Below are 13,858 nucleotides of genomic sequence, written 5' to 3' on the forward strand. Positions count from 1 at the left end.
CGCCTTCCGGATCCCTGCGAGCGCTTCGCGCGCCGCGCACCCCTCGGTGATTCGCTCGCTCACGCCTGGTCTCCCGGGGCGAGGACCGCGGCGAGGCGGCTGACGGTCGGGTTCAGGTACAGCTCGCGCAGCGGGAGCGCGGGCAGGCCTCGCTCACGCATCGCGGCGGCCAGGCGCACCGCGTACAGGGAGTTGCCACCGAGCTCGAAGAAGCTGTCGTCGGGCCCGACCGGCACGCCGAGCACGGCCTGCCACACCTCGGTGAGCTCCTCAGCCAGGCCACCGCCCGTGGCCGCCGGGTCGGCGGGCGACAGCGGCGCGGCCTCCGCCGGGGCGCTCGCGGCGACCGCGGCGGCGGGGGCGGGTGCGGCCGGCGCGTTCGCGGCGGCGGGTGCGGCCGGCGCGGGCAGGCGCCGGGCGTCGAGCTTCCCGTTGGCGGTCAGCGGCAGAGCCGGCAGAGGGGTGACGGTGGTGGGCAGCATGTACTCGGGCAGCACCTTGGCGGCCCGGCGCCGGACAGCGGCGGTGTCGCCGCCGTCGAGCACCACGTAGGCGTCCAGGCGTACCGCGGCCGAGTCCTGCGTGTCGGCGCCGCCCAGGACGACGGCGGCCGCGGTCACCGTGGGGTCGTCCAGGAGGACATTGCGGATCTCGTCCAGCTCGATCCGGAAACCGCGCAGCTTGACCTGGGTGTCCAGTCGGCCGAGGTGCTCCAGTCGGCCGTCCGGACGCAGTCGGCCCTTGTCGCCGCTGCGGTACATCCGGCCGCCGGTGAACGGGTCCGTGGTGAAGCGTTCGGCGGTCAGCTCCGGGCGGCCCAGGTACTCCAGCGCGACGCCCTCGCCGCCGACGTAGATCTCGCCCGGTACGCCGAGCGGCACCGGCCGCTGGCGCTCGTCGAGCACGTACAGGTACCAGCCGGGCAGCGCCGGGCCGACCGAACGGGAGCCGGTCATGGCCTCCTTGCGGCCGACCGTCTGGGCGGTGACGTGGACGGTGGTCTCGGTGATGCCGAACATGTTCACCAGGCGGCAGCGGGACTCGGGGTAGCGGTCGAACCAGCCGCGCAGGCCCCGGGCGTCCAGAGGCTCACCTCCGAACACCACCAGGCGCAGAGCCAGGTCCGGCGCCTGCCGCCGGTCGGCCTCCACCAGCTGCGCGAACGCCGAGGGCGTCTGGTTGACCACGGTGACCCGCTCGCTGCGCAGCAGCTCGCGGAATTCCTCGGGGGAACGGGAGACCCAGTAGGGGACGACGACGAGCCGGGCGCCGGTGAGCAGCGGGCCCCAGATCTCCCACACGGAGAAGTCGAAGGCGCTGGAGTGGAACAGCGTCCAGGTGTCGTCCGGGCCGAGGCGGAAATCCTCTGTCGTGGCGGACAACAGGGCGACCACGTTGCGGTGCGGGACGACGACGCCCTTGGGCCGGCCGGTCGAGCCCGAGGTGTAGATGATGTACGCGGCCTGCTCGTTGCCCCGGCCGGGGGCGGGCGCGGCGGACGGCGCCGTGGCGGCCAGCTCCTCGGGCCGGATCGTGCGGGTCTGCCCGGCTGCGGGGAACTCGTCGAGCGTGGTGACGACGAAGCGCAATCCGGCGTCTTCGGCGGTGTAGGCGAGCCGGTCGGCCGGGTAGGCCGGATCCATCGGCACGTACACGGCGTCGGCCTTGAGCACGGCGAGCATGGTGACCACGAGGTCGGTGGAGCGGTCCAGGCAGATGCCGACGCGCTCGCCGGCGCGGACTCCGAGGGCGTGGAGCGCTCCGGCGAAGCGGTCGGCCCGCTCGTTCAGCTCGGCGTAGGTCAGGGTCTGTCCCTCGTAGCTGAGGGCGACGGCCTCGGGCCGCTCGGCGGCGTGCTCCGCGAAGACCTCGTCGATTCGCCGCGGCTGCCACTCGAGCGACCGTGCGGGTCGGCCCAGTGCGACCAGTGCGGCTCGCTCCTCGTCGTCCAGCAGGTCCACGTCCGCGGGGACCAGCTCCGGTGCGCCGTCGGCGAGCTGTTCGAAGGCTCGCGCCAGGTGCCGGGCGAACTGCTGGGCCGAGGCCTCGTCCACGTCGGCGAGGCGGTGGTGAACCTCCAGGAAGGCTCCACCGTCGGCATGGTGACGGAGGGTCACGCTGAGGGGGAACGGGGCGCTCTGGCACGGCAGGTACGTCTCGGCGCCGCTGTCCGCCTGGTGCCCGGCCGGATTGATGACGCCGGCCAGCACCCGGCCGCCCGACTCGGCGACCAGGTCCGCGTACTGCCGCCGGTCGCACAGCGTTCCGGCACCGGACAGCAGTCGGCCGGCCTCGCCGACCAGCTCTGCGGTGGCGCGCGCGCCGGAGAGGTCGATGGGCAGCAGGGTGCCCGCGTCGAACGCGCCGAGGGCGTCGGCCGGGCGACCCGGCTGAACGGTCAGGGCTCCGATGACCGGGGTGTCCTGGTTCTCGTACCGCCCGAGGACCAGCCCGGTCGCCACCGCGAGGGTGCCGGGCTCGTCGGCGGCTGTGCAGCGCAGCTCGACGCGCACCACACCGGTGCGGTCCTTGGCCGAGCCGTCGGCCACCGCCCACTCGGCCCGGCCGGCGAACTCCGCCTCGCTCCAGAGCTTGCGCAGTTCGCCGTCGGCCGGGGCAGGGCGCCCGACTGCCACCGCGCTGAACCGCTCGGCCGGCGCCCGGCCGAGCAGCACGTCGGCCACGTGGCGCAGGGAGGCCGCGTCCAGGAAGCCGCGGTGGGCGACCAGCACGAGGTCAGCGGGGCCGTCCGCGTACTCGAGGACCCCCACGCGCAGCAGCGCGTGGTCGGGGTCCAACGGCCGCTGCAGCTCGCTCTGCAGCCGGCGATCGGCGATCGCGGATCCGGCGGCCGCCGGAACGGGCTCGCTCCAGACCTTCGGCTGCCGCTCGGCGGCCTGCGGCCACCACAGGCCGGCCGCTCCCTCGAGGACGCGGGCGAGCCGGGAGGTGTCGGCCCCTTCGGACAGCCGGATCCGCAACGCGTGGACGTGGCCGGACGGCGCGCAGTCAGTCGGGATCAGCTGGGCGTGGTTATCGAAACGTGGCACGAGTGGTTCTCCGGACATTGAGTCTGTGAAGTAGGCAACGGTGAACTGGCATCGGCGGAGCCATTGACCGGCGACCGGTGCGGGGCGACCGGGCGGAACCGTCGGAGGCGGGCTCTCGGGCCTGGGGCTACCGTGCTGAACGCCATGTGACGGGCCGGCCGGCCCGGGACCGGTCCGCCGCTAGCGGGCGGTGAAGCCGCCGTCCACCGCCACGACGCTGCCGGTGACCTGCCGGGACTCGTCGGAGGCCAGCCACAGAGCTGCCGACGCGATGTCCTCGGGCTCGATCAGGGCGTTCATCGGCTGCGCCTGGACGAAGGTCTCCTCGTGCTCGGCTACCGGTACGTCCAGCGAGCGGGCGATCTCCGACAGCATCCGGCCCTCGACCTGCGAGTCGTCCCGGACCGAGCCGGGGCAGAGCGCGTTCACCCGCACCTTGTAGGGCGCGTAGTCGAGTGCGACGGCCTTGGTCAGGCCGACCAGGCCGTGCTTGGCGGCCACGTACCCGGCGAAGTGGCGGTAGCCCACCAGGCCGGCGGTGGAGGCGATGTTGATGATGCTGCCGGATCGCTGTTCGGCCATGTGACCGCCGACCGCGCGGATGGTGCGCCAGGCACCGGAAAGGTCCACATCGATCATCAGCTGCCACTCGCGCTCTTCGATCTCGTGCGCGGCCTTGCCGGAAGGGGCGGCGATTCCGGCGTTGTTGACGAGCACGTCGATGCGGCCGAACCGCTCGCGGGCGGTTCCCATCGCCGCCTCGACCTCGCCGAGGTCGCGGACGTCGAGCCGCCTCGTCATGGCGGAGACGCCGTACTCGCGGCAGAGCTCCGCGGTGTAGGCGAGCTGACTGTCGGAGCCCAGCGGGTACGGCACTCCGGGCAGGTCCGCCGCGATGTCGAGCAGCATCAGGTCGGCGCCCTCGCGGGCGAAGGCGACGGCGGTGGCGCGGCCGAGCCCGCGGGCGGCGCCGGTGATGACGGCGGTCTTGCCGGCCAGTCGAAGCGTCATCGGGCGTCCGCCGTACCGAGTTCGGCGGCGATCAGCTGCAGGAGCGCCTCTGCGCCGTCGGCCAGGTACATGTGGCCGCCGTCCAGCTCTGCCGGCGCGAACTCCGCCGTCGTCGCCTCGCGCCATTGCGCGATCAGCGCCGAGTCGACGAGCTCGTCGTCGCGGCCGCGCAGGGCGGTGATGGCGACGTCCAGCGGTTTGTCCGAGGACGGACGGTAGTTCTCGTGCATTTCGACGTCGGCCCGCAGCATGGGCAGCAGCAGCGCACGCATCTCGGGGTGTTCCAGCGCGGGGTGGTTGTAGCCGGCGAACTCGCGGACCTGGGCCAGGAACGCCTCGTCGTCCAGGCCTGTGGCGCGGCTCTCGCGACCGTTCCACGGGCCGGGCGAACCGCTCACGAACAGCCGCGCCAGCGATACTCCCTGGGTTCCGGCGAGTTGGTGCGCGAGTTCGTAGGCGAGCACCGCCCCGAGGCTGTGTCCGAAGACGGCGACCTGGTCGGCGCCCGCGAGTTGGCCGAGGGTCGCGGAGTATGCCTCCTCCACGGCCCGCGCCACCTCGGTGTGCGGCGCGTCGATGAAGCGCTCCTCACGTCCTGGCAGCTGCACGGGCACGATGTGCAGCCCCTCCGGGGCAAGCGCCTGCCAGTCCTTGAAGAAGGAAGCCCCGGCCCCTGCGAAGGGCAAGCAGATGAGATAGGTCGTTTTCATGATAAATAGTCCCCTTAATACGGAAAGGCGGGCCTGTCATCGAAGGTGACCAGGCGGTTGGCTCAATCGCGAGTGGCGAGAGCGAGGTTGATGACGCGTGCGGCGCCACGCATGCGACGGAATCCATGTCCGACGTCGCAGGTCCAGGCGGTGGGCGTCCTGAGGTCAGTGAGGACGCACCGAGGGCGACGGCGCGGGAGCGGGGCCTGGACCCGGCGGCGGGCGACGGGCCCACACGGTCGGCGAGTGGCGCGCCCGCACTGTCGGCGAGTCGCGAACACGTCCGGGCCCGAAGGCCGTCGGTGACTGCTCGCGACGGATGGTGGGGAGGTGATCGAGCGGAAGCCCGCTCACAGAATTGGCTGTTCGGGCCTTAAGTCGTCGGCACGGACCTTTCGAGGGAGGCCGCCACGGCCGCAGCGATAATGTCGCAGTTCGCCTCGTCCATCAGATAGAAGTGGCCACCGGGGAGAATGTAAGAAGAAAGGCCCGCATCCGCCCGGTCGGCCCAGGCATTCAGTTTCTCCGCAGGCACCAGGAGGTCCTGTTCCCCACCGATCACGGTGAGCGGATGGGCCACCCTGCCCTGTGCGTTCCGGCGTGCGAGGCGGCCACCCAGGGTGAGATCGGCCCGCAGCAGCCGCAGCATGTGCTCGCGCCAGGCCGGGTCGTCGAGCAGGCCCGGCGGAGTTCCGCCACCCCGTTCGACCACCGCCAGCAGCACACTGTCGTCCCACTCCTCCGGCCGCTCGATCTGTGAACCGTCGGGCAGTTGGGCGCTGATCACGAGTGCCGAGCAGACGGTCGGATCCGCAAGGGTCAGCGCGAGCGCAATGGACCCGCCCAGGCTGTGCCCGAACAGAACGGTCGGCATCGGAGCCAGCCCGGAGAGCTCCGCCAGAATACCCTCCACCAGGTCGTTCGGTGAAATCTCCGGATCCTCGGCGAAGCGGCGCTCACGCCCGGGAAGTGTCACCCCGACGACTTCCAACGAGTCGGGAAGCCGCCCTACCAGCGGGAGCAGAGCATTGGGACCGCCACCGGAGTGAGGGATCACCACGATCCGTCCGGCCGGCCGGAGCAAGGGCCGTCGCAGGCGACTGAGCCACGTTTGGGACGACACGCGGCTACCGCCGAACCAGGTCGGGCGCCACGCCGGGGGCCGCAGCCGAGCCGGGTCGCGAAGAAACAGAAGACACGCGAGGACAAGTGGTGCTCATCACAGTTTTCCAAACCAAGTTGGTTAACACAGCGCCCTTTTGAGGCACGGCTCCAATGTAGGCAGCGATCCACTCCCGGCCAAGGCAACCAAGACGTCATATCCTCGTTGGCAGGAATACGACAGGCACCGAAAACGGACTATGCTCCCGGAACGTGACCGAATCACGCATTGACGCAGTGCCTGCTCTGCGCGCCTCCGAAAAGCAGATCTACGCCCGTGCCTGCGCCACCGGAGCCGTCACTGTGCGTGACCTGGAGGGGGAAACCGCACTGTCGGGCGGCGAGATCGACACGGCGATCCGGAGTCTGCAAGCGATGCGCCTCCTGCGGGACGCAGGCCAGGGCGAGGACCAACTCATCGCGGTATCGCCGGACAGCGCGAAGATGCAGCTGCTCGATCCCCTGCTCCTCGAAATGCGGCGCCTCCAAGAGCACGCCGACGCGATGCGGGTGACCTACGACAGCCTCGTCCACGTATACGAGGCGGCGGCGAGCGAACGTCTGCAGCGCAAGGGCATCGAAGTGGTCCCGGACCCCAACGACGTCAGACGGGCCATCAACAGTCTGGCTGCCAGTGCGACCAGCGAGGTGCTCACCTCCCACCCCGGCGGCGCTCGGCCGCCGGAGGCGCTGCACGAATCGGTCGGCAGGTCACGCGACCTGCTGGAGCGGGGGGTCGGCATCCGGACCCTCTACCAGCACAGTGCCCACTTCGACGTCGGCACCGTCTCCTACGTCGAGCACTTCACGGCCCTCGGCACCCAGGTCCGCACACTCGCCGACGGCTTCCCGCAGGTCATGATCTTCGACGAGCGCCGTGCCGTCCTGCCGCTGCGCGACCAGCAGGGCGGCACGATGATCGTCAGCGACCCCAGCATGGTCGACTTCGTCGTCGCCACCTTCGAACGCGCCTGGGCTGCCGCCTCCCCCTTCCCCCTCGAATACAAGCGCCAGCGGGTCATGGAGACCTCCGAGGACGTCAAGCTCAGCATCATGCGCCTTCTGGTCAACGGAGATGAGGACAAGCGCATCGCCGAACGCCTCGGTATCTCGCTGCGCAGCTGCCAGCGCCACGTCTCCCAGATCATGAAGCGCATCGGCGCCCGCAGCCGCCTCCACGCCGGCTACCTCATCTCCCACCACGACCTCCTCAACCGCCCCCTGCCCGCCGACCCCGAGAAGACCGGGGTCGAGGCCGGGGGCTGACCGCCCCACCGGGTGTCGAGCGCCCTCACCCGGCCGGTCCTCTACGCCGACGGCCGGGGGGTCAGCCGTTGAGGGCCGGGATGACGTGCTCCCCGTAGGCGTCGATGGTGGACTCCCGGGCGTCGTGCATGTCGTAGAGGGCGAACTGGTCGACCCCGAGGTCGCGCAGGGCTCGCAGCTTCTCGATGTGGGCCTCGGCCGGGCCCAGCAGGCAGAAGCGGTCGACGATCTCGTCGGGGACGAAGTCGGTGGACGGGTTCCCGGCGCGGCCGTGGTGGCTGTAGTCGTAGCCCTGGCGGGCCTTGACGTACTCGGTGAGGTCGTCCGGGACCATCCCGGAGTGCTCCCCGTAGCGGGAGACGAGGTCGGCGACGTGGTTGCCGACCATGCCGCCGAACCAGCGGCACTGGTCGCGGGCGTGGGCCAGGTCCTCGCCCACGTACGCCGGGGCGGCCACGCAGATGGTGATCGCGCCGGGGTCCCGGCCGGCCCGGGCTGCGGCCTCGCGGACCGCCCTGATCATCCATTCGGTGAGGAAGGGGTCGGCGAGCTGGAGGATGAAGCCGTCCGCCTTCTCCCCGGCCAGGGCCAGCGCCTTCGGCCCGTACGCCGCCATCCACACCGGGAGCCGCCCGTCGCGGATCCAGGGGATCCGGATCGGGTTGCCGTCGACGACCGCCTCGCGGCCCTCGGCGAGGTCGCGGATCACCTCGATGGCCTCGCCGAGCCGGGCCAGGGTGTTGGGCGCGCGGCCGGCGACCCGCATCGCCGAGTCGCCGCGCCCGATCCCGCAGACGGTGCGGTTGCCGTACATGTCGTTGAGGGTGGCGAACGTGGAGGCGGTGACCTCCCAGGTGCGGGTGCCCGGGTTGGTGACCATCGGGCCGACGTGCATCTTCCGCGTGTTGGCCAGGATCTGGCTGTAGATGACGAACGGCTCCTGCCACAGCACGGCGGAGTCGAAGGTCCAGCCGTAGCGGAAGCCGTTGCGCTCGGCGCGCTTCATGAGGCTGACGACCGCCGAGGCCGGCGGGTCGGTTTGCAGGACGAGGCCGAAGTCCATGGCGGGCTGCTCCTTGCTCTTGCCGTGTGCGGCGGCGCTTGCGCTTACAGGTACTGGCAGGTGGAGCGGTGGACGAACGCCCCGTGGCCCGCCCGGCCGGTGTACTGGCGCCGGTCGACGACGAGTTCGCCGCGCGAGAGGACCGTGTCGACGCGTCCGGTGATCCGCTTGCCCTCGTACGCCGAGTAGTCCACGTTCATGTGGTGGGTCTCGGCGGAGATGACCTGCTCGGCGTGCGGATCGTAGAGGACGATGTCGGCGTCGGAGCCCGGCGCGATGGTGCCCTTGCGCGGGTAGAGGCCGAACATCCGGGCCGGGCTCGCGCAGGCGATCTCGATCCAGCGGCGGCGGCTGATGTGCCCGTCCAGAACGGCCTGGTGGAGGAGGTCCATGCGGTTCTCCACCCCCGGCAGCCCGTTGGGGATCTTGGAGAAGTCGCCCCGGCCCAGCTCCTTCTGGCCCTGGAAGCAGAAGGGACAGTGGTCGGTGGAGACCACCTGGAGGTCGTTCGTCCGCAGGCCCCGCCACAGGGCCGCCTGGTGCTCGCGGGGGCGCAGCGGGGTGGAGCAGACGTACTTCGCGCCCTGGAAGTCGGGCTCTTCGAGGTTGTCGGTGGACAGGAACAGGTACTGCGGGCAGGTCTCCCCGAAGACGGGAAGGCCCTTGTCGCGGGCGGCGGCGAGCTCGGCCACCGCCTCCTCCGCCGAGACGTGGACCACGTACAGGGGCGAGCCGGCCACCCGGGCGAGCTGGATCGCCCGGTGCGTGGCCTCGGCCTCCAGGAGCACCTTGCGGACCTCCCCGTGGTGGCGGGGGTCGGTCTCGCCGCGGGCGAGGGCCTGTTCGACGAGGACGTCGATGGCGATGCCGTTCTCGGCGTGCATCATGATCAGCCCGCCGTTGCCGGAGGCCCGCTGCATGGCGCGCAGGATCTGGCCGTCGTCGCTGTAGAAGACGCCGGGGTAGGCCATGAACAGCTTGAAGGAGGTGACGCCCTCCTCCACGAGCAGGTCCATCTCCTTCAGGGTGTGTTCGTTGACGTCGGAGAGGATCATGTGGAAGGCGTAGTCGACGGCGCACTTGCCGTCCGCCTTGGCGTACCAGGTGTCGAGGCCCTCGCGCAGGGAGTGGCCCCTGCTCTGCACGGCGAAGTCCACGATGGTGGTGGTGCCTCCCCAGGCGGCGGCGCGGGTGCCCGTCTCGAAGGTGTCCGAGGCGAAGGTGCCGCCGAAGGGGAGTTCCATGTGGGTGTGGGCGTCGACCCCGCCGGGGATGACGTACTTCCCGCTCGCGTCGATGACGCGGTCGGCGGTCCAGGCCCCGGCCGCAGCCGAGCCGTGGGCGGCGAGCGCCGCCACCCGGCCGTCCTCGACCAGGACGTCCGCGTGGAGTTCGTCGGCGGCCGTGATGACGAGGCCGCCGCTGATCAGGGTGCGGTTGCTCATGTACGTCTCCCCCGTGGTCAGTTCAGGCCGCGCAGGGCCTCGGCGAGGATCTCGGCGCCCTCTTCCGCCTCGGCGACGGTGAGGGAGAGCGGCGGTGCGATCCGCAGCACGCTGGTGTTGTACCCGCCGCCCTTGCCGAGCAGCAGGCCGCCCGCGCGGGCGGCTTCCAGGACGGCGGCCGCCGCGTCGGGGTCGGCCTGGTCGGTGCCGGGCTTCGTCAGCTCCAGGCCGGCCATCAGGCCCCGGCCGCGCACCTCGCGTACGGCGGGCACGGTGGCGGCGATGGCGCGCAGCCGTTCCAGGAGGAGGCCGCCGACGCGGCGGGCGTTGCCCTGGAGGTCGTGTTCGAGGAGGTAGGCGAGGTTGGCGACGCCGGCGGCCATGGTGACCGGGGAACCGCCGAAGGTGGAGATGGAGTTCGAGTCGAGGCAGTTCATCACCTCGGCGCGGGCCACGACCCCGCCGACGGACATGCCGTTGCCGATGCCCTTGGCGAAGGTGATGATGTCCGGCGGGCCGTTCTGGGCGTGGGCCTGCCAGCCCCAGAAGTGGTCGCCGGTGCGGCCCCAGCCGGTCTGCACCTCGTCGCTGATCCAGAGGATGCCGTGCCGGTCGAGGACCTCGCGGAAGGCCCCGTAGAGGCCGTCGGGCGGGGAGGTGAACCCGCCGACGCCCTGCACCGGTTCGGCGATCAGGGCGGCCGCTCCACCGCGCGCCTGGCCCAGTACGTCCTCCAGGTCGGCGACGGCCGCGGCGGTGAAGGCGGTGTCACCGAGGTGGGCGAAGGGACCGCGGGTGCGGACGGCGCCGTGGACGTAGTACGTCTGGAGCGGGGAGAGGCTGGTCGGGGACCAGCTGCGGTTGCCGGTGATCGAGACGGTGGAGAAGGACCGGCCGTGGTAGCTGTTGCGCATCGCCAGGATCTGGTTGGAGCGGCGGTACGTGGTCGCGAGCAGCAGGGCGGTGTCGTTGGCCTCGGTGCCGGAGGTGGTGAAGAAGACCCGGGCTTCGGGGATGCCGGACAGGGCCGCGACCCGCTCCGCCAGCTCGACCATGGGGCGGTTCAGGTAGAGGGTCGAGGAGTGGATGATCCGCCCGGCCTGTTCGGCGACGGCCTTGGTGACCTCGGGGAGGGCGTGGGCGGTCATGGTGGTGAGGATGCCGCCGAAGAAGTCCAGGTAGCGGTTGCCTTCGGCGTCCCAGACGTGGCGGCCCTCGCCGTGGGTGAGCTCGATGGGGCGGTCGTAGTAGAGCGCGAGCCAGTCGGGCAGGACCGCGGCGTGGCGGTTGTGCAGGGGGATGGGATTGGTCACGGCTGTACGAGCCCTCCGTAGGCGTCGGGGCGGCGGTCGCGGTAGAAGGCCCACTGGTCGCGGACCTCCTTGATCAGGTCGAAGTCGAGGTCCCGGACGAGGAGTTCCTCCTCCTTGTCGCTGGCGACCTCGCCGACGAACCGGCCGCGGGGGTCCACGAAGTAGCTGGTGCCGTAGAAGTCGTTGTCGCCGTACTCCTCCTGGCCGACGCGGTTGATGGCGGCGACGAAGTACTCGTTGGCGACGGCGGAGGCGGGCTGTTCCAGCTGCCACAGGTACGCCGAGAGGCCGCGGGAGGTGGCGGACGGGTTGTAGACCAGCTGGGCGCCTGCGAGGCCGAGCGCGCGCCAGCCCTCCGGGAAGTGGCGGTCGTAGCAGATGTAGACGCCGACCTTGCCGACGGCGGTGTCGAACACCGGCCAGCCGAGGTTGCCCGGGCGGAAGTAGTACTTCTCCCAGAAGCCCTTGACCTGGGGGATGTGGTGCTTGCGGTACTTGCCGAGGTAGCTGCCGTCGGCGTCGATGACGGCGGCGGTGTTGTAGTAGAAGCCCTCCGACTCCAGCTCGAAGACCGGGACGACGATCACCATCCCGGTCTCGCGGGCGAGGGCCTGCATGCGCCGGACGGTGGGGCCGTCGGGGACGGCCTCGGCCCAGCGGTAGTGCTCGGGCTCCTGGACCTGGCAGAAGTAGGGGGCGTTGAACACCTCCTGGAAGCCGATGATCTGCGCGCCCTGGGCGGCCGCCCGGCGGGCGTGCTCCTCGTGCTTGGCGATCATCGACTCGGTGTCTCCGGTCCAGGTGGCCTGGACGAGTGCGGCGCGGACGACTTGGGCCATGAGCTGCTCCTCGCGACGGGAACGCCGACTTCTACGCACGTAGACGGTGTCCGTAGGGAGTCGAAGGTAGGCCTCGTCACAGCGCGGGGCAAGACCACCTTGCGCGGTTGGAGTAGTCGATCAAGTTACGTCGCCACGCGGTCGATTACGGTCAGCAGGCGGGCGCTTCAGGTAGCGGGGATCCCTGCCACGCGCAGGGCGTGGGCCAGGTCCCGGTGCCGGGTCGCGGACAGGTCCCGGGCCGCGCGGAGCAGTCGGGGAGCGAACCAGTGCGGGTCGCGGCGGGCCAGCGCGGCGGCCTCCTCGGCGGTGCGCAGGCGCACGAACGCGCCGAGCAGCGCGAGGGCCTCCCGGTCGCGGCCGGCGCCGCCGAGGGCGAGGGCGGCGTCGGCGACCTCGGCGGCGGGGCGGGCCACGCCCTGGCGCAGCAGCCGGTCGCTGTCGGCCTCCCGGCCGGCCTCCCCGAGCGCGGCGGCGGCCGCGGCGAGCCGCCCGGGCGGGAGCGAGGCCGCCTCCCAGAGCAGCGTGGCCCAGTCGGCGGCGAGCCCGGCGCGGGCCAGCTCGTCCGCGAGGCCGGGCAGCCGGTCGGCGGGCCAGGCGGCGGCCTCGCACAGCAACGCGTGCGCCTCCCCGCTCCGCCCCTGAGCCCGTAGCCCGAGCAGCACCGCGACGAACGCCTCCCGCGCCGTACCGCTACCGCGGAGACCCCCCGGCACGGCACCCCCATCGGGGCCGCCTCCGCCGGGCCGGTCGGGCGCGTCCTGCCACCCCGCTCCCCAGCCGGCGGAACCCCCGACGCCGGTCACGGCCTCGTACCCGGCCCCCGGGCCGGCAGCCGCTTCCGGGCCGCCTCCGCCGAACCATCCGACGTCGTCGGCCCGTTCGGCATCCGCACCCGCGCCCTGCCACGCCGGGTGCCAGGCGGGGCCGCCGGGCCCGGGGCCTGCGGCAGTGGCCTCCCGGGGCGCGGCGGACGCGGCACCGCCGACGCCCTCCGGCCCCGGCCCGGCGCCCGCCCGCGGGCCTCCGTCGGCGGGCGGGGCCGTCCAGGGCCCGGGAAGTGCGTCCGTGGGGGTTTCGGATCCCGGCGGCGGGGCGGGGGTGGCTTCCGGGGCCGGGTGGGGGAAGCGGGCGCCTCGGGGGACGGGGAGGGGGGTCGTGGCGGGGGGCGCCGCGGGGGCGGGGGCTTCGGGGGCGCCCGCGTACCGGGCTCCCCCGGCGCGCCGGCGGGCGCCGCGCAGCCACCGGCCCTCGGCCCGCCCGGCCGGCGCCTCCCGCTGGCGCGGGACCCCGGGCAGCGGCGGCTGCGCGGGCTCCGGATCCGGCCGCCACTGCGACGGCGGCTCCAGTGGCGGCCTCGACGGCGGTTCCGGCAGCGGCAGCGGCAGGGCGCTCAGCCGGGCCGTCAGGTCCGCGTGCCGGGCGCCCGCGCGGGCGGCGTCGTCCCGGATCCAGGCCAGCTCCCGGTTCAGCGCGGCCGCCTCCGCCGGGTCGCCCACGCCGCCCAGCCGGGCGGTCAGGCTCCGCAGCGCCTCCTGGGACCGGGCCCGCTGCTCGGCGGCGGCGGGGAGCAGGGTCCGCAGCTCCTGCGCCCCGCCCGGCATCGCGTCCCACGCGGCGACCGCGGCCGCCCGCAGCCCGGCCGCGTAGGCCGCCTCCCGGGCCACCGCGTCCCGCTCCCCCGCGAGGTCCCCGAGCAGCGACTCCACCACGTCCCACGGCGGCACCGCGGCCCCCTCCAGGCAGGCCCGCATGCCGTCCGGGTCCCGGCGCAGGAACTCCCCGTACCAGCCCGCGCCCGGATCGAGTCTTTGCGTCAAACCCCGCAAGTAGTCCGTGAGTTGCCCGATCACCAGCGCAGTCGGCGTCTCCATTCCGGCATTGCATCCCACCCGTGTTACGGGCGGGCTACGGGAGCCTCAAAGCTTGACGGCGATCCCGCGACCGGTCCCCTACCGCCGCTGCGGGCGTGTCGAGTCTCGCGCTCCCTCCGCCCGGGG

General features: G+C 72.5%; 10 protein-coding genes. 1 reads left to right on the plus strand and 9 read right to left on the minus strand.

The window, feature by feature from the left end; genetic code table 11:
• Positions 1-59: 59 nt before the first annotated feature.
• The 4 genes from OOK31_RS06355 to OOK31_RS06370 all read right to left on the minus strand — a co-directional run bounded on the left by OOK31_RS06355 (position 60) and on the right by OOK31_RS06370 (position 5,831).
• On the minus strand, positions 60-3,050 hold the full coding sequence (locus OOK31_RS06355) for a non-ribosomal peptide synthetase (RefSeq protein ID WP_267011334.1): 2,991 nt from the start codon (positions 3,048-3,050) through the stop codon (positions 60-62).
• A 180-nt stretch (positions 3,051-3,230) separates the two neighbouring features.
• A complete protein-coding gene (locus tag OOK31_RS06360; RefSeq protein WP_267011335.1) occupies positions 3,231-4,061 on the minus strand; it encodes a mycofactocin-coupled SDR family oxidoreductase in 831 nt (276 codons plus the stop codon).
• A complete protein-coding gene (locus OOK31_RS06365) occupies positions 4,058-4,771 on the minus strand; it encodes a thioesterase II family protein (RefSeq protein ID WP_267011336.1) in 714 nt (237 codons plus the stop codon). Before OOK31_RS06365 ends, OOK31_RS06360 begins: the two co-directional genes overlap by 4 nt.
• Before the next feature lie 373 nt (positions 4,772-5,144).
• Positions 5,145-5,831 (minus strand): thioesterase II family protein, encoded by a 687-nt coding sequence (locus tag OOK31_RS06370; RefSeq protein ID WP_267011337.1) that lies wholly within the window; start codon positions 5,829-5,831, stop codon positions 5,145-5,147.
• Positions 5,832-6,169: 338 nt separating this feature from the next.
• Between OOK31_RS06370 and OOK31_RS06375 the strand changes: the two genes are divergently transcribed.
• A complete protein-coding gene (locus OOK31_RS06375; RefSeq protein WP_267011338.1) occupies positions 6,170-7,198 on the plus strand; it encodes a helix-turn-helix transcriptional regulator in 1,029 nt (342 codons plus the stop codon).
• A 61-nt stretch (positions 7,199-7,259) separates the two neighbouring features.
• Here the strand turns inward: OOK31_RS06375 and OOK31_RS06380 are convergent, their stop codons facing one another.
• From OOK31_RS06380 to OOK31_RS06400, 5 genes are all read right to left on the minus strand, one after another.
• Positions 7,260-8,261, minus strand: coding sequence for a TIGR03842 family LLM class F420-dependent oxidoreductase (locus OOK31_RS06380; RefSeq protein WP_267011339.1), 1,002 nt, complete (start codon positions 8,259-8,261; stop codon positions 7,260-7,262).
• A gap of 44 nt (positions 8,262-8,305) precedes the next feature.
• A complete protein-coding gene (hydA, locus tag OOK31_RS06385) occupies positions 8,306-9,706 on the minus strand; it encodes a dihydropyrimidinase (RefSeq protein ID WP_267011340.1) in 1,401 nt (466 codons plus the stop codon).
• 17 nt (positions 9,707-9,723) lie between these two features.
• Positions 9,724-11,019 (minus strand): aspartate aminotransferase family protein, encoded by a 1,296-nt coding sequence (locus tag OOK31_RS06390; protein ID WP_267011341.1) that lies wholly within the window; start codon positions 11,017-11,019, stop codon positions 9,724-9,726.
• Positions 11,016-11,858 (minus strand): nitrilase-related carbon-nitrogen hydrolase, encoded by an 843-nt coding sequence (locus tag OOK31_RS06395; RefSeq protein WP_267011342.1) that lies wholly within the window; start codon positions 11,856-11,858, stop codon positions 11,016-11,018. Before OOK31_RS06395 ends, OOK31_RS06390 begins: the two co-directional genes overlap by 4 nt.
• 167 nt (positions 11,859-12,025) lie before the next feature.
• Entirely contained in the window at positions 12,026-13,732 is a 1,707-nt protein-coding gene (locus OOK31_RS06400) for a hypothetical protein (protein WP_267011343.1), read from the minus strand.
• Positions 13,733-13,858 lie beyond the last annotated feature (126 nt).

Origin of the sequence: Streptomyces sp. NBC_00249 (assembly GCF_026342355.1) — a bacterium.
Classification (GTDB): domain Bacteria; phylum Actinomycetota; class Actinomycetes; order Streptomycetales; family Streptomycetaceae; genus Streptomyces.

Coding starts and splice junctions, on each gene's coding strand:
- OOK31_RS06360 (WP_267011335.1), bottom strand. CDS start 4,061: ATGACGCTTCGACTGGCCGGCAAGACCGCCGTCATCACCGGCGCCGCC.
- OOK31_RS06365 (WP_267011336.1), bottom strand. CDS start 4,771: ATGAAAACGACCTATCTCATCTGCTTGCCCTTCGCAGGGGCCGGGGCT.
- OOK31_RS06380 (WP_267011339.1), bottom strand. CDS start 8,261: ATGGACTTCGGCCTCGTCCTGCAAACCGACCCGCCGGCCTCGGCGGTC.
- hydA (WP_267011340.1), bottom strand. CDS start 9,706: ATGAGCAACCGCACCCTGATCAGCGGCGGCCTCGTCATCACGGCCGCC.
- OOK31_RS06395 (WP_267011342.1), bottom strand. CDS start 11,858: ATGGCCCAAGTCGTCCGCGCCGCACTCGTCCAGGCCACCTGGACCGGA.
- OOK31_RS06400 (WP_267011343.1), bottom strand. CDS start 13,732: ATGGAGACGCCGACTGCGCTGGTGATCGGGCAACTCACGGACTACTTG.